The following is a 24,301-nucleotide window of genomic DNA, read 5'->3' on the forward strand; positions in this document are numbered from 1 at the left end:
TAGGACAGAAATGAAAAAATTACTCATAGGAATAGCCTGTCTCAGTAGCCTTGCTGCTGCAGCGCAAAACAGAGAAATCTCGTTTAAGGACGCAGATTGGAAAACGCAATTGGCTAACGCGAAGAAAGAAAATAAACTCATCTTTTTTGATGCTTATACCTCCTGGTGCGGACCTTGCAAAATGATGGCTAAGGATGTATTTACCCGCGACAGTGTGGCTGATCTGTTCAACAATACTTTCTTAAACGTAAAGTATGATATGGAAAAAGGGGAAGGGCCTGCTTTAAAAGATAAATATGCAGTGGCTGCTTATCCGACCTATTTGTTTATCAATGGTGATGGTGAAGTGGTACACAAGATTGTGGGCAGCATGTCGGCACCGGAGTTTATAACGGAAGCCAGCAAAGCACTGAAGCCTGAAAGTACAGCTTTTGGCCTGGCCCGTAAGTTTGACAAAGGCGACCATTCTGAAGCTACTGCTGTAGCCTATATGGAAGCACTTGATAAAGCTTATGAAGCGGATAAAATGGGTACAGTAGCTAAGGTGTATTTTGATGGACTTCCTGAGTCAGCTTTGCTGGAAGCCCGCAACTGGGAGTTGGCTTTAAAATACCTGAATAACCCAGCTTCTAAGGCTTTTGCTGAGCTATATGCCAATAAAGCAAGTTTGGAAAAGAAATACGGGGCCGAAAAAGTAAATCGGTATTTCCAGAGTACATTCCTGTCTGCTGGGTACTCGATTAAAAGAGCTTATGAGAAAAATGCAAATGTAAAGCAGGCTTCAGAAAAAGCCGCCGCCATTAGAAGATTGCAAAGTCAAGGTACTGAATATTCGAAAGCTTTGCTGGCGCAACTGGATTTGACGGAATTTGCTGCGGCAGGGAAATGGGACAAATTTATAGCTAAAGTGGATGCCGTTTGGGGAGATGACGATTTTAAAAATAAAGCCAGCTTTGTAATTGCCGCAGCCAATGATGTGGTTACAGCAGCTCCGGCCGTGTATTATAAAAATGTTTTAAGATGGGCGGACCAGGTAGAGCGGAACAATCCAAACCTGTTTGCAAATATCCAGCTGGCAGATCTGAGAAAAAGAACCTTTAAAAAACAGGGTAAAACAGCCGAAGCGGAAGTAATGGCCAATAAAGCAACAGATTTAAGAAAAGAGGCCGCCCAAAAAGGACAGATGACGCCTCCAATGATGAACAACTAACAACCAATTAATTCACAAAACAAAATGATCAAACGAAGTTTATTATTCACAATTGCTGCCTTACTTATGGTATGTAGCAGTTTTGCACAAAAAGGAAAAACAGTAACGTTTACCGGTAACGTAAAGTTTCCGGATACCGAAAACAAATACCCGATTTATCTTGGTAAGTATGAAGGCGAAGGTTTTAAACGCGCTTTCAAAGCCATAGACAGTACTAAAGTAGACGCAAATAACAATTTTTCATTTAAAGTACCGGCCGATAAGCCTGACTTTTACCAGGTTCGGGTGTATTATTTTGACCGCATTGATTTTTGGGCAAATAAAGACAACATCCATGTGAATGTGAGGGGAATTGATACTGCTAAGATGAAGATCAAAAATCCACCATATATTTATATGGAGAATACATCGGCTGAGAATGATGTGATCAACGATGTGAATTTGGTGTCTTACCTGGATTATCAGCAAATGATTGCTGTAGGACAGGAACAATGGAAAGCCGGACTCTCGAAAGATACGCTGTGGATCAACTACATGAAAGATGGGTATGACCGAATTAGCAAAGACCGTGATTTTCGCATCAAGTATTTGGTGAACAAGTACAAAGATCAGCCGACGGTTTTGTATGCCTTAAATTCACTGAATCCTAAAAGAGATCGGGAATTGATCATGTCTACCCTGGATAACCTGACCAAGAAATTCCCGAACCTGGATCAGGCTAAGAATAGAAAAAAGGAAATTCTGGATGGTATTGCCCAGGCTGAAAAAATTGCTGACGGACAGAAAACACCTGATTTTGCTTTCCCTGATGTAAACGGTAAAAAATGGGGTCCTAAAGATTTCAAAGGTAAATACCTGATCATTGATTTCTGGGCTTCATGGTGCGGTCCTTGTCGCCAGGAAATCCCGCATTTGAAAGAAGTTTATAAAAAATACAAAGATCAGGGACTGGAAATTTTATCTGTTTCTGTGGATGCAAAACCGACAGACTGGAAAAAGGCGATGGCTGAAGAGCGCATGGCTTGGCCACAGATCAATGCTGTAGAATCTAAACCCGTAATGGCTGCTTATTTATTTAGCGGTATTCCTTACCTGGTTGTGGTAGATAAGGAAGGAAAGATTGTAGAGAAAAATGTTCGCGGAGAATCTTTGGATAAAGCGATGAAGAAAATATTTGGTAAATAATAAATACGGTACAGATGAAGAAGATTATATTATCACTTATGCTCTTGATTTCTTTCTCAACAGTTAAAACATATGCGCAAATGGGGGCTGCCCAAAAGGTGAGCTGGGATCTGGATAAGAGCGTAGACATCAATATGGAAGCAGACCAGGTATGGGAAATTTTTACCAATATCGATTTGCTAAAAAAAGCCTCGAACGGTTATGTAACCGAGATAATGGTTGTAGATGCCAATATGCCTGTATCCAGAAAGATTGCTTTTGCAAATGGTGGAAGCCGCTTGGAAAACATTACGCAACAGGAAGCGCACAATAAACTGATTGCCATAGATTTTGCGGACAGTAATTTACCTAAGGGCATCAAATCTGCACAATATGCGATATTTATCAAAGCTAAAGACAACAAAACAAATGTAACCTGGAGAGGCTTGGTGAAAGGTGATACCGAAGCAAAAAAAGCTCTTGTTGCGCAATTGATGGCTGAATTTGACAGCTATGCTTCAGGTTTGGATCAAATGACGAAGAAAGTAATTCCGGCTGCAAAGTTAAATTAAGTGGGTAGGAATGTCAGCCTGAATTCAAGCTGACAAAATAAAAAAGTCTGAATCATGATGAATGATTCAGACTTTTTTATTTTGTCAGTTTTGTAACGCTAAAAGTCAGTTCTGTTTGGTTTCTTTTAGGGAGATTTACATCGTAAAGCAAGCTTGTTTCTCTTTGCGGTTTTTGCAAAGTCGTAATTAGATATTATTTTAATAACAGCTATATGAAATTTGCAATTATCATCCCGGTATTGAACAGATTTTAGGTTTTAACCCTTTTTTACTCATATGTTTTTGATTCGTTTTCGCTCTCCTGGGTCGCGTCTAGTTCGCGGCCTTGTTTTACCCTTCCTGTTGGCCATTTTTTTGCCGGCTACATTGTCTGCAAATTATAATGACAATACACCACGACCCATTACGATCTGTTCTGGTGCCAGTATCCTGATTCTGGGAGATCCGCTAATCATTGCTCCGGGTAATTACACCTGGGAAATGTTGCAGAATGGGGTATGGGTAACTGCGCCGGGAACAAACAATACTACGGATTATCTGGCATCTTCTCTTTTAAACGCAAGTAATGTGGATGTGGTTTATAACCTGAGGCGGCGGATGACCGTTTTGGCCTTGCCAGTTTACGACTCTTATTATATGGTGACCGTGCAGCCCATTCTGCCAATTCTAAATAACATCATTACCGCACCTGCAATTGCCATTTTTTGCGGGACGGCTAATCCGACAACCATCAATGGTTCGATTCCCTCCAGTGGCAATTCTACATTTATTTACCAGTGGCAAAGTTCAGTCGACAACATTAGCTTTAGCAACATCAATGGTGCAAATGCCAAAGACTATACACCTGGGTCACTGAGCAGCACGGTTCATTTTCGTAGAATTGCCATCAGCGGAGGCTGTGGGCTCACATCGACAAGTAATGTGGTGACGATGACAGTTTCTGCGCTCCCAACATCCCCAGAGGTGACGGATACCAAATTGAGTATCTGTGCAGGTACTGCTGCAGCTCTGAAGATTAAAAATCCCCTGCCGGGATTGGTTTATAAATGGTACGATTCGTCGGCTAAGACTAATTTGCTGTTTACAGGGGAAACCTATTTGACTGATGTGCTGAACCAAAGCAAAACGTATTATGCAGAGAGTGGCAATGGTACCTGTACCAGTACGACCATGCAACAGGTAGAAGTAGAGGTTATGCCACGCTTGACGAACATAACGGTAACTGCGGAGGTAATGAGCGCGAGCAGCATGACTTTTAGATGGAACGGAGTTGCGGGGGCTACCGCTTACCAGATTAGTATGGACAATGGTTTGACTTTTATTGATCCGAGTTCGGGAAAATTGGGCTTAAGTCATACCGTGACCGGGATGAAAGGTAAACAGTCGGTTGCAGTTCAGGTGAAAGCCATCGGTGTACTTGCTTGCCAGGAAAGCAATTCTACGAAGTTGAATGCACAAACGCCAAGTGAATATGACGATATCTATGTACCCAATGCTTTTACCCCTAATGGGGATGGTAAAAATGATGTCCTGTATGTACGTAGCGAAACGATAAAAAGCCTGAGCTTTTACATTTACAGTCAGTGGGGGGAGCAAATTTTTTATTCCAACAGCGTATCGGTGGGCTGGGACGGGAATTACAAAGGCAGTCGGCAGCCGGTAGGTGTATATGTATATTACCTGAAGGCCATTATGGAAAACGGACGGGAATTGAATAAAAAAGGAACCATAACGCTAATCAAATGAAAGAGTTTATCTTAACGGTATTGGCCATGCTATTGATGTTTTGTGCCATTAGAGTAAATGCACAGGTCGATCCACATTTTTCACAATATTATGCTTATCCATTATGGCTAAACCCGGCATTGACTGGTGTGGTGGATGGTAATGCAAGGCTGACAGCCAATTATAAAGACCAGTGGACTGGTCTGGATAACGGTTTTAAAACCGTAGCTATTTCCGGGGATTTCAGAACTTCGGATAAGATGGCCCTGGGTTTCAATATCCTGGATCAGAAAGCAGGTGCTGCAGGTTACAATTACTTGTCTGGTTACGGCTCTTTTGCTTACCAGGTTCCGGTCTCAGCCAATGGCTACCATAAACTGAGTTTTGGTGTGCAGGCGGGTTTAATTTACCGCGGGATTGATGTAAATAAACTGCAAATGGACGATCAGTACAATCCGACGCTGGGTTACGATCCGGGGATGGCTAGTGGAGAGAACTTTACAAGCACATCTGCTGCGGCATTTGATGCCAATGCGGGCGTATTTTATTATGATGGAACTCCTGCTGGAAAAGTCAATGTATTTGCTGGATTTAGTGCAGGACATTTGGCTGCTGCAAAGGATCCTTTTGCCAATGGCGGAATGGATAGTAAAATTCCGATGCGCTATACCTTTCATGGTGGTTTGCGTTTATTTGCGGGTGATTTCATGGATTTGACACCACACGTGATCTACATGAGACAACAAAATTCGCAGTTGAAAGCTGCCGGTTTAAATGTGGAGTTTAGTCTGGATACGGATTGCAGTTTGACTTTGGGCGGTCTATATCGGCTTAAAGATGCGGCTGTAGGTAGCTTGGGTTTGAACGTGAAAAGTCTGGTGATCGGTGTAAGTTACGATTATACCACCTCCTCCTTACAGAAATCAGCCAATGTTCGCGGCGGCTATGAGGTGTCTTTGAGTTATGTATTTAAACGCCGTTTATCAGGCAGGAGCCAGGTATGTCCACGTCTTTAATGAAACATGTTATGAAGAACTATATACTGATTTTGTTGGTATGCATTGCTCAGCTGGGGCTGGCACAAAATAAAATATTTGTGAAGCGTGCCGATGAGGCTTTTGCACATAAGGATTATGTGACTGCCGCTTATTATTATGATAAAGCGCTTGGTGATGAAACGGCTACACCGATCGGTAAAGTGCCTTATTTTTCAGCAAAAAGGCATAAAGCTAAAGATGGAATTGCTGATGTAACTTATCGGATGGCGGAAAGTTATCGTCTGGAACAGAATTATGTTTTTGCGGCAAAATGGTACCGTAAAGTGATGGAACAGCATGAACAGGCTTATCCATTGGCCCGCATGTGGTATGGTGACTGCCTTAGGGCCAATAATCAATTGACCGATGCGGTTAACCAGCTACAGCTATTTGTGAGCGGCAATAAAAACAATGGAGAAAATTTGAGTTTAGGTTTGAAGGCATTGGAGACCGCCCGTTACGCGCAGGCCCAAATGGCGCAGAAGCAACCCGTAACCATAGCCCGGATGGCTGGTGGTTTTAGTAAGGATGAAAATGATTTTGCGCTGAGCCGGAACAATGGCAAATATTGGTTTACTGCTACGCTAGCGGAAGCGAATAATGGACATTTAAATCAGATTTATCTGAGTGGTGCCGATTCCTTATCGAAAAGGACTGCGCTTTCTTTTAAAGCGGATCCGAAAAATCCGGTGAATTTTGGTGCGGCAAGTTTAGAGGCTACAGGTGCAAGGATGTATTTAACGCGTTGGTATCGGCAGGCCGGTAAGTTGTACGCTGGTGTTTACCTGAGCCGTTGCGTGGATGGGCGTTGGCTGGAACCACAGCGCTTGAATAGTTTTGTGAATGCCGATGGCTTTGTAGCTATGCAGCCTTTTGTAACACCTGATGGGAAAACTTTATATTTCGTGTCTGACCGACAGGGAGGCTTTGGCGGTACGGATATATGGAAGGCAGAGTTGAATATCGAAGGTTTACCCATGAATGCGGTAAATCTGGGCGCTACGGTAAATACCAAAGCGGATGAGCAGGCTCCTTTCTATGATCCAAAAGAGCAGCGCCTGGTGTATAGCTCTAAAGGTTTTACCGGAATGGGGGGCTTTGATTTGTTTGAAAGTTTCTGGATTGGACAGGAGCATTGGAGTGTACCGCGTAACCTGGGTTATCCTTACAGTTCTACCAAGGACGATTTACATTATTGTCCGGATGAAGAGGCGGAAGGTGTGGCATATGTAAGTTCTGACCGGGAGTCAGACTGCTGCCTGCATGTATTCAGACTGCATTATACAAAACCTGAGCGCGTGATTGCTTCGGCTACATTAACCGGTGTGGTGCTCGATTGTGATACGCAAAATCCATTGGCAGGGGTAGAGGTTAGTTTAAAAGATCTGACAAGCCGCAAAGCTGACCTGGTGTTGAGTTCAGGCACCGGCCGTTATGATTTTAAAATACTGCTGAACCGTGCTTATGAATTGCGCCTGGAGAAGTCTGGATATTTTGCTAAAGTAATGGTTTTGCCCGCCCTGGCCGTATTTAAGACCGATACCTTGCTGAATCCCGAAATTTGTCTGAAAATGTTTGTGGTAGATAAGCCGATTGTGATTGAAAACATATTGTATGATTTCAATAAAGCGGTACTAAAGCCTGCATCGTTTGTGGTACTGGATGAATTGGTGAATGTTCTGGAAATTAATCCTAAAATCAGAATAGAACTGAGTGCACATACCGATTCCATGGGTCCTGACTGGTATAACCAAAAATTATCACAGCAGAGGGCACAGTCTTGTGTAGACTATATTTTGTCTAAGGGAATTGCTGCAGACCGGATACTGGCAAAAGGTTATGGTGAGAGCATGCCCATTGCAGCGAATACCTTACCTGATGGAAAGGATCATAAAGAAGGTCGAAAGCTAAACCGTAGGACAGAATTTAAGGTGTTGAAGGCGAATTGATGTGGAGATTTTCGATCTTTACATAGGTTTTCTTTCCGCAGGAATCGCATTTGTAACGTCTTACGTTTGACCTTAAAATGTATTTAACTACAAAGCTTCTGGCTACCCTGGTATTCAGGACTCCGTTTTTACATTTTGGGCATCTGCTATAACTTGTTACGGTTTTAATCCAGGTATTCTCTGATTTTTCCAACGTTTGATTTACTTTAATATTGTTAATAAGGTTTCACATTTTTCACGGTAGTTAAATGTCTGCTTTTACAAGTAATTCTCATATTGGGGATGATGCTATAAAGGTGCAATAAAATATTTGTTTTTTAGAATAAGTTATTGTTAAAATAAAATGTTGGGGCTTTTTTTACTCTCTTATCTCGTTTTCGATGCTTTAAAAAGAGTAGTGTGGTTTTTATTTATAATATGTTAATGATTATTTAACTGATTTGGTTATTTTTTTATTAATTGTACTATTTTATTGTCTGTTACGTTCATTATTGGGTATATTTGTTTAGTTCCTAGTTTTATTTGTATATGCAGACACGTTATTTATACCTCTTGCGATATATTTTGCCGATTACAGATGTTCTAATGCTGAATCTGGTGTATTTTTCGGCATATTATATTACGAATTATTTTGGAAAGTTTGTTTCTTATGAGTTGTTGCAACACTATGTTGTGGTTTGCAATTTGATCTGGGTGTTTAATGCACTGTTTTTTGGATTGTACTCTGAATATGGTGCAAGGCGTCTGGAACGCATTTATAGAGGAACCTGGCGCAGTGTGCTTTCGCATTTTATTTTATTCTCTGTTTATTTATTGTTTCAGAAAGATGTAGAGTTTTCCCGTACTTTTCTGCTTGTATTTTATATTTTATTGGCGGGTTGTTTTGTGCTGAATCGATTTATTGGGACAGCCATCCAGTTTTTACTCATCAATAAATTTAATGTGACTAAAAAAGTTGCTGTAATGGGCGCAAATCAAACTGGGAGCCGGTTGGCGGAGTACCTTGGTAAGCAACGCAATGTTGATTTTTATGGATTTATAGCAAATGCCAATAAGGACAGTCTTTTTAGCGACGAAACGGGCTTGCTTTCTGATCTTGCCATTTCTGAGATGGAGCGTGCTGCGGCTGCTGGTGTTCAGGATTTATATGTTTCTGTACCTCCTGAGCGCATGTCTAAAATTCATACACTGGTTAGGGAAGCAGACAGGCAATGTTTGCGCCTCAAATTTATTCCGGACATTGCAGGTTCCCTGGCGGCACCTTATACCATCAGCTATATGGGGGGCGAGTTTCCAATTATTACCTTGCGTCACGAGCCATTGGAGATCATGAGTAACCGATTTAAAAAGCGTGCCTTTGATTTGGTGTTTAGCAGTTTGGTGATTGTTTTTTTGTTGAGCTGGCTATTGCCGATTATTGCTATACTGATAAAAATGGAAAGTAAAGGCCCTGTGTTTTTTAAGCAATTGCGCAGCGGACGTAACGACGAACCTTTTTGGTGCCTCAAATTCAGAAGTATGCGGATGAACAGCGAAAGTGGTAAAAAGCAGGCAACAAAGGACGATGACCGGATTACTCGGATTGGTCGGTTTTTACGGAAAACGAGTATGGATGAATTGCCGCAGTTTTTTAATGTATTTTATGGTAGTATGACTGTGGTTGGGCCAAGGCCACATATGCTTAGTCATACCGAGCAATATAAAGCCATCATCAGCCAGTTTATGGTGCGTCATTTCATGAAACCGGGTATAACTGGCTGGGCGCAGGTTAACGGTTTGCGTGGAGAGACAAAGGCTGATGGGGCAATGGAAAGAAGGGTGGAGTATGACATCTGGTACCTCGAAAACTGGACCGGCATGCTGGATGTGAAGATCATTTTTATGACCATCATCAATGTCTTTCGCGGTGAAGATAATGCTTATTAAGCTTAGAGCATGTCGTTAATGTCGTAGCCGTTGATTTGCTTGAATAGTTTTCTGAAATACGATGGGGTTTCGAAGCCTGAGGCATAAGCAACTTCGCTGATGGTTCGGTATTTTCCGGATTCAATAGCTTCTTTTGCAATCTGCAGCCTGATTTGCCGGATGAAAGCGTTAGGAGTTAAGTTAAGCAGGCTTTTAATCCGGCGATGGAGTTGTCTTTCGCTGATGGCAAGCTCATCACTGATGTTCTGAATATTGAGATCTGATTTTCCCGCGTTTTTTCGGATCAGGTTTTCGAATTCCTGCAGCCAGACTTTGTCAGACGTTGAGGCAATTTGTTCGTGATTTTCTGTATGCAGGGGCTTTTCTGCCGGTTTTTTCTTTGCGCTGATGTTTTTGGCAATCGCAAATATAGTTTTGTCTCTTTCAATGGGAATAGAGGTCCAGGATAGCCATACGGTTTCCCCGTTTTTTGTCATGTACCTGTTTTCGAAATTGATCAGGTGCTTCCCTGAGCGCACATTGTTGCGGCTATTGTTGGTCATGCCCTGATCCTCGGGGTGCACAAAAGAATTGATTGGCCTGGACATGAGTTCTTCATTGGTATAACCTAAGGTTTTGGAGACCGCAGGATTGATTTTTCTGAAGTATCCGTCATAGCCAGCGATGCAAATCAGATCGGGCGAGAGTTCGAAAAAGTATTCAAGGTCGAATACCTTTTCTGAATTGGGTTTGTCCGTAGGGTCTTCTTTCTTTTCTGGAAACATTGAATTGTAAATGTAGTCAATTATTGATTTGCCTTATACAAAAAATTGGATGAAATGCGCAAATTACCTGCTATTGGGTATTTTTATGTCAGTTTGGTTATTGAAAATGGCAGTTTTGTTTTTGTATTATTAGTTAACTTTGTTGCATAATATTTTCTACCTGGATAAATATTTTATTTAGCTAAATTTTTGTTCATGACTTCATTCGTTTCAAATTCAGAACCTAAGTCGCAGGTTTATAATCACCTGCATTGCCGTTATTGTGGTGCTGTCGGTCTTGATCGCATTCCTAGAGGGTATTTGGCCAAAACAGTTTTCGTGTGGCTGCCATTACAGCATTTCATTTGTTATCGCTGCTTGAAAAAACAATATAAGTTCCAACACGCAAAATAATATTTCGTTAAATGATTTTGCAGACCCGTTATTTGTATATTTTGCGTTATGTATTGCCAATTGCAGATATACTAACACTTAATCTGGTTTATTTTCTTTGGCTTTATGGTCTTGAATTTACATCCGTATCTGCTGGAATTGATTTTTTGCGCCGTGATCTGGTGGTTTGCAATTTAGTCTGGTTATTTGCTGCATTGTATTTTGGTTTATATGCCGCGCATGAGTATGGGCGTTTAGAGCAGATTTATCGCTGTACCTGGAGGACTGTAGTTATGCATGCTTTGCTTTTTGTGGCTTATCTTTTTTTACAGCATGATTTAAAGTCTTTAGGCATATCCATGTTGATTTTGTACGCCTTATTGTCTTTTGCCTTCATTTTAAGCAGGTTTATTGGGACTGCCATTCAGTTCTTGCTGATTCATAAATTTAATGCGAGTAAAAGAGTGGCTGTAATGGGTGGCAATGCAACGGGAGCCAGGCTTGCAGATTATTTAAAGGGGCAGCGGAATATTGACTTTTATGGTTTTATACGTGACAACAATAAAGATGGTTTGTTTAACGACGATGAGTTTCACCTGGATGAACTGGCTTTGGTAGAAATGCAGCTTGCTGCAACTGAAGGTGTAGAAGATTTATATGTAGCGGTTCCGCCTGATCGGATGGCCAAAATGCATACCCTGATCCATGAGGCAGATAAGTATTGTCTGCGGCTTAAATTTGTTCCTGACATTGCAGGAGCTCTGGCTGCACCTTATCAGATCAGCTACATGGGCGGGGAATTTCCTATCATTACCTTGAGGGAAGAGCCGATGGAACTGATGTCTAATCGTTTCAAAAAGCGGGCCTTTGATTTGGTGTTTAGCAGTCTGGTGATTGTTTTTGTGCTGACCTGGTTATTTCCTGTAATCGCTTTATTGATTAAATTGGAGAGCAAAGGTCCGGTGTTGTTCCGGCAACTGAGGAGCGGACGTAATGATGAGCCTTTTTGGTGTTTTAAATTTAGAAGTATGCGGTTGAATACAGATAGTGAACGGAAGCAGGCTGTAAGAGGGGATGATCGAATTACCGCTATCGGCGCTTTCCTGAGAAAAACCAGTCTGGATGAAATGCCTCAGTTTTTAAATGTGTTTTTAGGTAGCATGTCTGTGGTAGGGCCAAGGCCGCATATGCTGAGTCACACGGAGGCTTATAAGGCGGTCATCGACCAGTTTATGGTCAGGCATTTTATGAAACCGGGCATTACTGGCTGGGCACAGGTTAATGGTTGTCGGGGGGAAACCAAAGAAGATGGGGCAATGGAGGAGCGCGTGAAACATGATGTCTGGTATCTGGAAAACTGGACGGGGATGCTGGACGTGAAAATCATTTTCATGACGATTATCAATATGTTTAAAGGAGATACCAATGCCTTTTGATGGCTGTGTAAGTAAATTAATCCTGGTTTAACATATTTGTATTCAAATTTAACATGATTAGGTATGAAGTAAGTGCTTTTTTTTAGTATATAGGCCGTTTATTTCTTATATGTTGCTGATAGTTAATGTCGAATTATTTAAAATACCTCATAGTAGGTATTTTTTTGACATTAATTTTTCTCAAATTTGTAGCATTAATTTCAGTGTTTGAGATTAAGGAAATAAATTAACTCTGTTTTGATATCATTATCCTATATTCGGACTGTTACTAAAGAGATTTTATCTCCACGGAATAAATATGATGCGGAATATTACAACCAGTCAACCTCGATGACAGAAAAATATGGTACCTATTATAAGATCATCGGTGCTTTAATCGACCTGTTCATTGTCAATTTTTCTGGTTATATCGCTTACCTTCTGGTGCATTGGCCAGTAACTACGCTGGACAGGACAAATGTGAATATGATTCATATTTTGCTGATCAATCTGATCTGGTTTAATGTGACTCAGCTGACGCGCTTGTATCAGGATATGTTTGCTAAGGATGCGATTCCAACAATTAAACAAAGTCTGTCTTCTTTGCTTCTATTTACGGTTTCTATTATCCTGATCCTATTTTTAACAACAGGTTTTGGCGTTTCCAGTAAACTGATTGCCTACATGATGCTGATTTTTGCACCGTCGTTTCTGATGGCTAAAATCATTTTTCTATTGTTGCGCCGCTCCAGACGCGCCAGTTTGATCAATTACACAGATATCGTAATTGTAGGTGCTGGTCCAGTTGGTGTAGAATTACATAATATTTTTGAAAACCGCCCGTTTTTGGGCTATCGTGTTGTTGGTTTTTTTGACGACAAACCGCATTTACGTGGAGATGGAATTCCAGTACTGGGTAATGTAAGTGACTGTATTGCTTATGTTAAAAAGTTTAACATCAAGGAAGTGTATTGTGCACTGCCCGATCGGGCCATCAATAAAATCAACCGACTGATGCGGGAAGCAGATCAGGAAATGGTTCGCTTCAAACTAGTGCCGGATGTTAAGGATTATTTCAAGAAAAATGTGAATGTGAAAATGTTGGCGCACTTTCCGATCATCAGTCCGCGTGCAGAACCTTTGGAAAGTAAAAGTAACCAACTCTTTAAGCGGGTATTTGATGTAGCCTTCTCTTTATTTGTGATTGGATTTGTAATGAGTTGGTTGGTCCCGCTGATCGCATTGCTGATCAAACTGGAGTCAAAAGGCCCAATATTTTTTAAGCAATTGCGCTCTGGTAAAGATAATGAGCCTTTCTATTGTTTGAAATTCAGAAGTATGCGGGTAAATCAGGATTCTGATAAAACACAAGCTACCAAGAACGACAGTAGAATTACCCGTTTGGGTGCCTTTATGCGAAAAACCAGTATTGATGAATTGCCACAGTTTTTTAATGTACTAATGGGGGATATGTCAGTGGTGGGGCCCCGGCCCCACATGCTGCAGCACACCCATGAGTATTCTGCGATTATTGATCAGTTCATGGTACGCCACCTGGTGCTGCCGGGAATAACCGGTTGGGCGCAGGTAAGCGGGCATAGGGGTGAAACCAAAGAAGAAGGAACTATGGAGGCCCGTGTGGAAGCAGATATTTGGTATTTAGAGAATTGGTCGATGTTTTTGGATCTTAAAATTGCTTTCTTAACTGTGTGGCAAGTTTTCGCAGGGCATAAAAACGCGTATTAATTTGAAGTGAATTTTTAAAATTGAATAAAATAAAGCGATTTTTTTATTTAAATCGATGTTAATCACTAACTTAGTGCCGAAATTTAGAGTGTTTTAACTGAAAATCAATGTGTTTTTGATGATAATTGCAAATAATGACTAAATAAACATCCCTTTAACAACAATATAACGATTATAAGATTAACTATGAAAAGAAGATTTACTATTTTGATATGTGCCGTGCTGATGCTGGTTGGAGTGCGGGTAAATGCACAAACAGATTCTACTGCTGTTGACAGTACAAAACGCAGCATTTACTATATCAGTGCGCATGCTGCAACACAGGGATTGGGTTTAGAGTTTAAATATTCGCCTTTGGCTAAGTTTAATTTCCGCGCTGGATTTAGTATCCTGCCATTGAAAACGGATGGTGTATATAGCATTAAAGCAAATTCAACCGACATTAACCTGAAAGCTGAATTTTCAAATGCCCACCTGATGGCTGACTGGCATCCATTTTTGGATAAACAAAACTTTGCAAGCAAGCTGATCCTGACTGCCGGTGCTGCGTATTTCTGGCAAGCTAAAGGTGATGCCATCATTACTTATAACGGAACTAGCTATTATGGAGAGATTCCGGTAACCAGTGAAGATTTAGGTGAATTGTACGGATCTGTAAAATGGAACAAAGTTGCGCCGTATGCAGGTTTCGGTTTTGAAAATGCATTCCCAAAACATAAATTCAATTTAGGCTTTGCTTTAGGTGCTTATTATATGGGTAAACCTGATGTAACCCTAACTGGAACGAAATTGCTGACCAAAAGTAATCAAAACGAAGAGCAGCTGAGAAAGAACATGTCTGGTTACCGATTTTTACCGGTATTGCAGATTAACTTCAATTACAGCTTAAACTAATTATCTACTTACCTCTAATTGTATCCCAATGAGAACCTTTTTTAAATTATTCAGTTTTGTACTTGCACTGGGCTTTGTGTTCAATAGCTGCAAGAACCCGGCTGACAATCTGAACATCCTTGTGGATGCAGACATCATCAAGTATAAAGCAACCTTTATTTTATCGACTTCCGACGGAACTGCGATCCCAAATGACATCACCGTTACGGCTACAGGCACGGACGCTGGTTCGATCTACGACTTTTCAGGCTCTAAAAAGATTTATGCGCCTGCAGGTGTGGCAACCATTGGTGTTGCGCCAAGTGGGGTGCCGAAAGGATCAACAAAGCTGAACTTTAACGTTGTGATTAAAGCAACCGGTTTCCTGGATAAAAACCTTCCGGTGAGCATCGAGCAAGATCAGTTTAGCCAGATCATTAAAGTGACTTTATTGAGAGCAACAACGCCTTCTCCTGCAAGTTCTGTTGTAGTAGCAGAGGTTGGTTTAGGTACTGATGGAAAAACGACAACGTCAACCACGATCAGTACACCAGTTACAGGTACGGTTACAGAAACGACTTCAATCACAGTTCCTGCAGGTGTACAGTTTAAAGGTGCTGATGGTACCATTTTATCTGGTGGTAACCTGAGCGCACAAGCGGTTAACTTTGATCCGACTGATCCTGCAGCATTGGCTTTATTCCCAGGCGGAAAATTAAGTGCACCAAACATCACTACGCCAGGTGGTACAACTGGTTCTGCGGTATTCTTGCCTGCAGGTTTTACAGACATCCAGATGTTTGTAGGTGGTGTGGAAGTGAAAAACTTTACAACCCCGATTAACATTGGCGTTCAATTGGATCCAACGTATAAGCCACAATCTTCGGGTCAGCTTTTAAAGGCTGGTGATAAACTTGCCGTTTACAGTTACCAGGTGAGCACAGGTCAGTTTAAATATGAAGGTCTGGCTAACGTAGCGCTGGATGCCAGCAATAAACTTGCAGCTTCTTTTACAACGGATCACTTAACTGTATTTATTGTTGGTGATGTGGTTTCTACAGCAAGTTGTACAGAACCAAACGTTACGTTTATCGCACCTTGGTTAACTGGTGGAGCTACACGCACGGTAAATGTGGAGATTTCAAACAACGACGGTAAGGTGCTTGCAACCTCGGAGGTTTTATTAAAAGACGGATTAGCAGATAAATTCCGCGGTTTACCTCCAATACCGGTTAGATATAGAATTATTGACGTAACTACAAGCACTGTATTGGCTTCAGGATCAATCGCTGATCCTTGCGCAGGCGGTAACCTTAGCATCACAGTTGGACAACCTGGTGGCCCTGCTATACAGAACGTAACCCTGGTGTTAAATGTAGTATGTCCTAACAAAGGACCTGTAACTCCACCTAATTTTGACATGTTCTACAAAACTGCAGGTGCTGCTGAAAGTGCTTACGTTTTATTGGGAACTGCCAATCAGGGTTTGATCAAAACTTCATTGTTGAAAGTTGGAAGTACTTATGATTTCAGGGTAACCTGGAAAAATGAAACCAAACGTGTAAATAACAGAACAATCACAGATCTGGATATGTCTACTACGGTTGGTGAAGGCTTAAACTTAGGTACAAATACCGCTTCTAACAGAGCATTATTAATTGAAGCTTGTAAAAGTTTGAACTAATCTGCGAGCTTAAAAAGCAAAAATAAAATACGGAAACCCGGTCATGATTTCATGACCGGGTTTTTTCATGCGCCTGATTTTTACTTGTTGTGCTGCGATCTGAAGCCGGGGTACATATCAAGTGCCAGCTACTGTAATAATCATGATAGATGTTCTTTGCTTTTGCGGAAATATCAATTTATGCATGACAGTACATGACGCTTTTCTACAGGCATACTCTTACTTTAGGCAAACCAAATTTTAAAAACCTAAACGATGCAAATTTTATTCGGTGTTATTTTTCATTTTATCGGCGGCTTCGCCTCCGGGAGTTTTTACATACCTTTTAAGAAGGTTAAGGATTGGGCCTGGGAAAGCTATTGGATTGTTGGAGGTTTATTCTCCTGGCTGATTGTGCCACCATTGGCTGCATGGTTAACCATTCCCGGGTTTATGGACATCATTGCCCAAACCAATGGTAAAATTTTGTTGCTGACTTATTTCTTTGGCCTGCTCTGGGGGATTGGTGGTTTAACTTACGGACTTGGCGTACGCTATCTGGGGATTTCCTTAGGAAGTACCATCATATTGGGCCTGTGTTCTGTTTTTGGCGCTCTGGTTCCTTCTTTATATTACAATTTTAATCCAACACCAGGTAAAGACAGTTTGTCGGACATGGCTGGTGCACAATGGGGACAAATGGTATTGCTGGGTTTATTGGTCTGTGTGATCGGTATTGTGGTTTGTGGTTTGGCCGGTAGCATGAAAGAAAAAGACCTTGTGGCTTCTGGTAAAGGAGATCCGTCTAACAAAGATTATAAAATCGGTATTGGTCTGATCGTATCGATCGTTTCGGGTGTGTTAAGCGCCTGTTTCGCCTTCGGTATTGATGCAGGTAAAGATATGGCCAATCATGCCAACGAAGCCTGGAAAGCTTTGAATCCGGGACAGGGCGAATTTTTGTTCCAGAATAACGTGACTTACGTGGTGATTTTGTGGGGCGGACTGACCACCAATTTCTTCTGGTGCATGCTGCTAAATAAACGCAACAAAACTTTTGGGGATTACACCAATAAAAAAGCACCATTAACAAAAAACTATATTTTCTCTGCACTGGCAGGTACCACCTGGTTTTTACAATTCTTCTTTTATGGAATGGGGGAAAGTAAATTGGGTAATGGTGCCAGCGGCTGGATTTTGCACATGGCCTGCATCATTTTGGTGGCCAACGGCTGGGGACTGTTCTTTAAAGAATGGACTGGCGTAAAGAAAAAAACTTTTGCAACTGTAATATCCGGAGTGGCCATCCTCATTTTGTCAATTTTGATTGTGGGATACGGTAACTCCTTGAAATAAATAAAAATTTAAAAGAACCAATGAATACTAATTATGACTACTAAAGCAACTGAATTTAAACATGTAAGCTATTTGTGGGACGATGCAAAGGCGGCTGAAATGGCTGGCGATGAGGTTGCATTGTTAATCTACCGTTCAAACCTTTTAGGAGCGGATTTACGTTTAACCAATTATGGTGGAGGAAATACTTCATGCAAGGCGATGGCGAAAGACCCATTGACCGGTAAGGAATCTGAAATCATGTGGGTTAAAGGATCTGGTGGTGACTTGGGTACTTTAAAGAAAAGTGGTCTGGCCGCTTTATATGTAGATCGCTTACGCGATCTGAAAAATATTTACAGAGGGCTGGATCATGAGGATGAAATGGTGGAATTGTTTAACCACTGTATTTATGACCTGAACTCTAAAGCTCCTTCAATCGATACACCTTTGCATGGCTTTTTGCCTTTCAAACACATTGATCACTTGCACCCTGATGCGGCAATTGCCATTGCAGCAGCAGCAGATGGTGAGCAAATTACCAAAGAACTGTTTAACGGCACCATTGGCTGGGTAAAATGGCAAAAACCAGGTTTTGAACTGGGTTTGATGTTGCGTCAGTGCCTGGATGAAAATCCTGGAATCCGCGGCATCATGCTGGGATCACATGGTTTATTTACCTGGGGTGATACCGCGTTTGAAAGTTATATCAATACTTTGGAAGTGATTGAGAAATGTGCAGAATACCTGGAAGCCAATTATGGCAAAAAAGGTCCTGTATTTGCCGGACAGAAAATTCAAAGTGCAGAGAAAGCACAACGTGAGAAACAAGCGGCTGCCATTGCACCGGTATTGCGTGGTTTCTGCTCCAGCGAGCGTCACATGGTAGGACATTTTACCGATGACAGCCGCGTACTCGAGTTTATCAACTCCAATGATCTGGACCGTTTGGCTCCATTGGGTACCAGCTGCCCGGATCACTTTTTACGTACCAAAATTTCACCATTGGTGTTGAAATTAGACGTGAATGAAGATTTATCGGATGTTAAAGCCTTAAAAGAAAAATTAGCACCTGAGTTTGAGGCTTACCGTAAAATGTATGCTGAATATTACAACTCATGTAAACACGACAATAGCCCGGCCATGCGCGATGCAAATCCGGTGATTATTCTATATCCAGGAATTGGTATGTTTTCTTTCTCTAAAGATAAACAGACAGCCAGGGTAGCTGCTGAGTTTTATACCAATGCCATCAATGTAATGAAAGGCGCTGAAGCGATTTCATCTTATACTTCTTTACCGAGACAGGAAGCATTTAACATTGAGTACTGGTTATTGGAAGAAGCTAAATTACAGCGTATGCCTAAACCAAAGCCACTTTCTGGAAAGATAGCTTTAGTAACCGGCAGTGCTGGTGGTATTGGCAAGGCTATTGCCCGTAAATTTGTGGAAGAAGGTGCTGTAGTGATCCTGAATGACATGAATGCGGAGCGTTTGCAGAGTGCTGGTGATGAGTTTAACAGCAAATATGGTAAGGACAGTTATGCTACGGCGATATTGAACGTAACCAGTGCTGCAGATATCGAATCGGCATTCAATACGGCTGCACTTGCTTTTGGTGGTGTAGACATTGTAGTGAACAATGCAGGTTTGTCGATCTCTAAAACCATTGCTGATCATACTGAACAGGATTGGGACTTATTGTATGATGTATTGGTAAAAGGTCAGTTCCTGGTTACCCAGGCAGCTGCTGCAGTGATGCAAAAACAAGATAAGGGTGGTGATGTATTGAACATTGTGAGTAAAAATGCCCTGGTGAGCGGTCCGAACAATGCGGGTTATGGTTCTGCCAAAGCTGCACAATTGCACCTGAGCCGTTTAAATGCTGCTGAACTGGGTGCCGATGGTATCCGTGTGAATGTGGTAAATCCGGATGCCGTGATCAGCGATAGCAATATCTGGGCTGGAGGATGGGCTGAAGGTCGTGCGAAAGCTTACGGAATTACTGTGGCTGAGTTGCCTGCATATTATGCAAAGCGTACCTTGCTGAATGAAATAATTTTACCGGATGATATTGCCAATGCTTGTTTTGCCTTTGTAGGCGGATTGCTGAGCAAATCAACCGGAAATGTATTAAATGTGGATGGTGGCGTAGCAACTGCCTTTGTCCGTTAAACTACTCGAATATGATCATAGAAAAACACCAGTTAGATGAGCACAACAGTGACCTGTTGGGCAGCCATAAGCGCAAGCTTGACTTTATTGCCGGCGAAATTGCAAATGCTGATGCCATAATTGAGAAACTGATTGATTTCCAGATTGGGATTCCAAGCTGGGCCCTGGGTACAGGCGGGACTCGTTTTGGCCGTTTTCCGGCCGGAGGTGAGCCTAGAAATATTGAAGAAAAAATTGAAGATATCGGCCTGTTGCATAAATTAAATGCAGCAAGTGGTGCCATTTCATTGCACATTCCCTGGGATACTGCAGACAATGTGCCGGCCATTAAAGCTTTGGTTGCGCAGCACGGTCTGCGTTTTGATGCGATGAACTCAAATACTTTCCAGGACCAGGCTGGTTCTTCGGAAAGCTATAAGTTCGGTTCTTTGCAGAACGTAGATAAGGGTGTTCGTAAACAAGCAATTGAGCACAACATTGAAGTGATCCGTCAGGGTGTAGAACTGGGTTCTAAAGAACTGACCATTTGGTTAGCAGATGGTTCTTGTTTCCCCGGACAGTTAAACTTCAGGAAAGCATTCCAGAACACTTTGGAAAGCTTACAGGAGATTTATCAGGCTTTGCCTGCAGATTGGAAAGTGTTTGTAGAATACAAGGCTTTTGAGCCAAACTTCTATTCAACTACGGTTGGAGATTGGGGACAGTCTTTATTGTATGCCAATAAATTGGGTCCGAAAGCCTATACTTTGGTAGACTTAGGTCACCATTTGCCAAATGCGAACATTGAACAAATTGTTTCTTTGTTGCTGATGGAAGAGAAATTGGGTGGTTTCCACTTCAATGATTCTAAATATGGTGATGATGATTTAACGGCCGGAAGTATGAAGCCATATCAGTTGTTCCTGATCTTTAATGAACTGGTGGAAGGTATGGATGCACGTGGTATGAACCATGCCAGTGACTTGGGTTGGATGATTGATGCTTCGCATAATGTGAAAGATCCATTGGAAGATTTGTTACAATCGGTAGAAGGCATCATGATGGCTTATGCACAAGCTTTATCTGTTGACCGTAAAGCGCTTCAGGAAGCTCAGGCTTCCAGTGACGTGGCACGTGCACAGGAGATTTTGCAAAATGCTTTCCGTACGGATGTTCGCCCATTGGTAGCAGAAGCACGTTTGCGTGCCGGCGCCGCTTTGGCACCGCTTGAATTGTTCAGACAATTGAAAGTAAGAGAGAATTTAATTAAAACCCGCGGGTTGAAAACTGTTGCAACAGGACTGTAATTTTTAAAGATATATAATTTGATATGAAGGGAATTCCCGTAATCGCTGTGTTTGATGTTGGTAAGACCAACAAGAAGTTGTTTCTATTTGATGAAGATTACAAGATTGTATTTGAACGATCGGCGCGGTTTACAGAAACAGTGGACGAGGACGGCGATCCTTGCGAGAATCTGGAGAGCTTAAGGCTGTCTATTTTTGACTCTTTACGGGAGGTTTTTAAAGATCCTTCATTTGAAATTAAATCGATAAACTTTGCAACCTACGGGGCTAGCTTTGTATATATAGATGCCAATGGGAAACCATTGGCACCTTTATACAATTACCTGAAGGAGTATCCTCAGGAATTAAAGGAGCAATTTTACAATACCTATGGTGGTGAGGAAGAATTTTCTAACCGTACGGCCTCGCCGGTATTGGGCAGTCTGAATTCGGGCATGCAGTTGTACCGTCTCAAGTATGAGAAACCGGAACTGTTTGAATCGATCAAATATGCTCTTCATTTGCCGCAATATTTAAGCTACCTGATTTCAGGTGAAGCTTATTCTGACATCACCAGCATTGGTTGTCACACGAATCTTTGGGATTTCACTAACAACCAGTACCATGAATGGGTGGAAAAAGAAGGCATTGCTGAAAAGCTGGCGCCGATTGTTTCTTCACAGCATGTGATGCCGGCCGCATTTCCGGGTAACAACTATGCAGTTGGTGTGGGTTTCCACGACAGCTCTGCTGCCCTGATTCCCTACCTGGTTAATTTTTCCGAACCTTTCATCTTGTTGTCGACCGGTACCTGGTGCATCAGTTTAAATCCTTTTAATTCATCGCCTTTGACAACTGAAGATCTGGAAGCGGATTGCTTGTGTTATCTGCAGTATGAAGGTAAACCGGTGAAGGCATCGCGATTGTTTGCAGGTTACCAGCATGAGCAGCAGGTGAAACGTATTGCTGCCCATTATGGTACCGATGTAATCACTTACCGTGCGGTTCCTTACAGTCCGACAGTAATGGCGAAGTTAAAGGATAAAGCTAAGGTAGCCGATTTTGCAGTGCGTGATCTGAACGATTACCCAACAGATGTGATGGCTTATCACCAGTTGATCAAAGATTTGATTGATCAGCAGTATGTATCGACACAAAGGGTACTGCAGGGTACCGAGGTTCGCCGGATCTTTGTAGACGGTGGTTTTAGCAAGAATGCCATTTTTATGAATTTGCTGGCTGCTGTTTTTCCGGATGTAGAAGTGTTTGCAGCCCATATGGCCCAGGCTACAGCGGTAGGCGCGGCACTGGCCATTCACGATTCCTGGAATACCAAGCCGCTTCCAAATGACATCATTGCGTTAAAATATTATGCAGGGGGAACCGTTTTATATTAATTAGTATTATCTTGCTGCTGCAATGGTATGCTAAATACCCTTGTGATTCTGAATTTAGTACTAACCATGAAACCTGAGCAATTTTTTAATTTCATTCACGTTGATGCTTTTTCGGCAACGCCCAAATATCTGCAACTCACCAATTCTATTTTAAATGCAATAGAGTTTGGAAAGCTGGAGAAGGGATATTTATTGCCTTCTATTAATGAGTTGAGCTATGAACTGGAGATTTCCAGGGATACAGCCGAAAAAGGTTATCGCTATTTGAAAAGAATTGGGGTAGTGGCATCGGTGCCGGGCAAAGGCTATTACATTGTAAGTACAGAGTTTAGGCAGAAACTCAAGATATTTTTGTTATTTAACAAATTGAGTGCGCACAAGAAGATCATTTATGATGCTTTCATTAAAGCACTGGGTGATCATGTGGCCGTAGATTTCTACATCTACAACAATGATTTTAACTTGTTTAAAAAACTGCTTTTTAATAAAAAAGAAGAGTATTCACATTATGTGATCATTCCACATTTTATCGATGAATGTGAAAATGCCCATGAGGTACTCAATCTGATTCCTAAAGACAAACTGATTCTACTCGATAAACTGATTCCTGAGGTAAATGGAGAGTATGCGGCAGTTTATGAAAATTTTGATGCCGATATTTATGGCGCTTTGGAGCAGGCAAAGGAGCAGCTGAGTAAATACCATACCATTAAAATCATTATGCCTAAAAGGAGTTATTATCCAATAGAGATTTTAAAGGGGTTTTACCGGTTTTGTCAGCAGTATGCCTTTACATCTAAAGTGGTGAACGAAATTAGCAATGAACCGATTGGTGAGGGTGAGGTCTTTATCAGTCTGATGGAAGATGACCTGGTGATTTTGATTGAGCGGCTGGTGAATACCAAGCTCAAGATTGGCCGGCAGGTTGGTGTCATCTCTTACAATGAAACACCTTTGAAAAAGATCATACTGAACGGCATAACCACTGTATCTACCGATTTCAGACAGATGGGTGAAATGGCCGCCAGGTTGATTCTCGAGAACTCCAAGGCACACCAGGAAGTTCCTTTTTACTTAACGCTCAGGGCTTCACTGTAAGTTTTCTGATCTTCCATCAGGTCCAGCACTTCTTTCCAGTTGTTAACGCGGGTATGGTGGTTAAAACTAGCATTGTGGCCTGCACTAAACATGATGGGCATCCCTTTACAGTAATCCAGATTTTTGCAATGGTCATCAATCAGGTAGTCGGTCGCGATGATACTTTTATCTCCACAGAAAATAATGTTTCTCCAATCGATGAAAGGGAAATGCTCCGCAAGCCATTCACGTTTTTCAAATAAGGATAAAGGAAATTCCATAGCTGCCGAGACGATGTAAATTTCAAAATCTTCAGACAATTGCTTTACAGCTGCTACTGCACCTTCCATGACCGGCAGGTTCCGGAAAAATCCCGGCGTAAATACATATTTAAGTACTGCCGATTTATCAGGAAAGGCATCAGCCTCTCTTACACCTGTGAAAATCGATTTGTCAAATTTAACACCATAGTCGCGTTCGTACCATGTTAACCAAAGGGCTTCGGTGTCTGCTAAAACCCCGTCCATATCTATTCCTATTGTTTTCTTCATTGTGTTTTGTATTATGTTGCAGCAAATGTAGTTATTAATTGCATAATATTGCAAATTTAAATGTTATATTTGCATAATATTGCAA

The 24,301-nt window shown here is 41.6% G+C and carries 18 protein-coding genes; 16 read left to right on the forward strand and 2 right to left on the reverse strand.

Going from position 1 to position 24,301, the window contains the following annotated elements:
- Window positions 1-10 precede the first annotated feature (10 nt).
- The 7 genes from IM797_RS09745 to IM797_RS09775 all read left to right on the forward strand — a co-directional run bounded on the left by IM797_RS09745 (window position 11) and on the right by IM797_RS09775 (window position 9,583).
- A complete protein-coding gene (locus tag IM797_RS09745; RefSeq protein WP_194126924.1) occupies window positions 11-1,210 on the forward strand; it encodes a thioredoxin family protein in 1,200 nt (399 codons plus the stop codon).
- Window positions 1,211-1,234: 24 nt separating this feature from the next.
- On the forward strand, window positions 1,235-2,395 hold the full coding sequence (locus tag IM797_RS09750; RefSeq protein WP_194126925.1) for a TlpA disulfide reductase family protein: 1,161 nt from the start codon (window positions 1,235-1,237) through the stop codon (window positions 2,393-2,395).
- 14 nt (window positions 2,396-2,409) lie between these two features.
- Entirely contained in the window at window positions 2,410-2,946 is a 537-nt protein-coding gene (locus IM797_RS09755; RefSeq protein WP_194126926.1) for an SRPBCC family protein, read from the forward strand.
- 342 nt (window positions 2,947-3,288) lie between these two features.
- Entirely contained in the window at window positions 3,289-4,692 is a 1,404-nt protein-coding gene (locus tag IM797_RS09760; RefSeq protein ID WP_194126927.1) for a gliding motility-associated C-terminal domain-containing protein, read from the forward strand.
- Window positions 4,689-5,687 carry a PorP/SprF family type IX secretion system membrane protein gene (locus IM797_RS09765; protein ID WP_194126928.1) on the forward strand — a complete coding sequence of 333 codons (999 nt, stop codon included), beginning with the start codon at window positions 4,689-4,691 and terminating at the stop codon, window positions 5,685-5,687. Before IM797_RS09760 ends, IM797_RS09765 begins: the two co-directional genes overlap by 4 nt.
- 11 nt (window positions 5,688-5,698) lie before the next feature.
- Window positions 5,699-7,657, forward strand: a complete 1,959-nt coding sequence (locus IM797_RS09770) for an OmpA family protein (protein ID WP_194126929.1) — start codon at window positions 5,699-5,701, stop codon at window positions 7,655-7,657.
- Between the two features lie 585 nt (window positions 7,658-8,242).
- On the forward strand, window positions 8,243-9,583 hold the full coding sequence (locus IM797_RS09775; protein ID WP_228098784.1) for an undecaprenyl-phosphate glucose phosphotransferase: 1,341 nt from the start codon (window positions 8,243-8,245) through the stop codon (window positions 9,581-9,583).
- Between the two features lie 2 nt (window positions 9,584-9,585).
- On the opposite strand, the gene IM797_RS09780 is transcribed toward IM797_RS09775, so the two are convergent.
- Window positions 9,586-10,347 carry a PAS domain S-box protein gene (locus IM797_RS09780; RefSeq protein ID WP_194126931.1) on the reverse strand — a complete coding sequence of 254 codons (762 nt, stop codon included), beginning with the start codon at window positions 10,345-10,347 and terminating at the stop codon, window positions 9,586-9,588.
- 404 nt (window positions 10,348-10,751) lie between these two features.
- Here IM797_RS09780 and IM797_RS09785 point away from each other — a divergent pair, with 404 nt between their 5' ends.
- From IM797_RS09785 to IM797_RS09825, 9 genes are all read left to right on the forward strand, one after another.
- On the forward strand, window positions 10,752-12,155 hold the full coding sequence (locus tag IM797_RS09785) for an undecaprenyl-phosphate glucose phosphotransferase (protein WP_194126932.1): 1,404 nt from the start codon (window positions 10,752-10,754) through the stop codon (window positions 12,153-12,155).
- Between the two features lie 237 nt (window positions 12,156-12,392).
- On the forward strand, window positions 12,393-13,880 hold the full coding sequence (locus IM797_RS09790; protein ID WP_228098785.1) for an undecaprenyl-phosphate glucose phosphotransferase: 1,488 nt from the start codon (window positions 12,393-12,395) through the stop codon (window positions 13,878-13,880).
- A 186-nt stretch (window positions 13,881-14,066) separates the two neighbouring features.
- Entirely contained in the window at window positions 14,067-14,774 is a 708-nt protein-coding gene (locus IM797_RS09795) for a hypothetical protein (RefSeq protein ID WP_194126933.1), read from the forward strand.
- Window positions 14,775-14,802: 28 nt separating this feature from the next.
- Window positions 14,803-16,437, forward strand: a complete 1,635-nt coding sequence (locus IM797_RS09800) for a hypothetical protein (RefSeq protein WP_194126934.1) — start codon at window positions 14,803-14,805, stop codon at window positions 16,435-16,437.
- A 255-nt stretch (window positions 16,438-16,692) separates the two neighbouring features.
- Entirely contained in the window at window positions 16,693-17,772 is a 1,080-nt protein-coding gene (gene rhaT, locus IM797_RS09805) for an L-rhamnose/proton symporter RhaT (protein WP_194126935.1), read from the forward strand.
- A 33-nt stretch (window positions 17,773-17,805) separates the two neighbouring features.
- On the forward strand, window positions 17,806-19,926 hold the full coding sequence (locus IM797_RS09810; RefSeq protein WP_194126936.1) for a bifunctional aldolase/short-chain dehydrogenase: 2,121 nt from the start codon (window positions 17,806-17,808) through the stop codon (window positions 19,924-19,926).
- An 11-nt stretch (window positions 19,927-19,937) separates the two neighbouring features.
- A complete protein-coding gene (locus IM797_RS09815; RefSeq protein ID WP_194126937.1) occupies window positions 19,938-21,212 on the forward strand; it encodes a TIM barrel protein in 1,275 nt (424 codons plus the stop codon).
- 23 nt (window positions 21,213-21,235) lie between these two features.
- On the forward strand, window positions 21,236-22,588 hold the full coding sequence (locus IM797_RS09820) for an FGGY-family carbohydrate kinase (RefSeq protein ID WP_194126938.1): 1,353 nt from the start codon (window positions 21,236-21,238) through the stop codon (window positions 22,586-22,588).
- Window positions 22,589-22,654: 66 nt separating this feature from the next.
- Entirely contained in the window at window positions 22,655-23,686 is a 1,032-nt protein-coding gene (locus IM797_RS09825; protein WP_194126939.1) for a GntR family transcriptional regulator, read from the forward strand.
- Here the strand turns inward: IM797_RS09825 and IM797_RS09830 are convergent.
- Complete coding sequence (locus tag IM797_RS09830) at window positions 23,659-24,216, reverse strand: 5'(3')-deoxyribonucleotidase (protein ID WP_194126940.1); 558 nt, start codon at window positions 24,214-24,216, stop codon at window positions 23,659-23,661. The two genes, IM797_RS09825 and IM797_RS09830, sit on opposite strands and share 28 nt — an antisense overlap.
- Window positions 24,217-24,301 lie beyond the last annotated feature (85 nt).

This window comes from Pedobacter sp. MC2016-24 (assembly GCF_015223055.1).
In the GTDB taxonomy this organism is placed as follows: Bacteria; Bacteroidota; Bacteroidia; order Sphingobacteriales; family Sphingobacteriaceae; genus Pedobacter.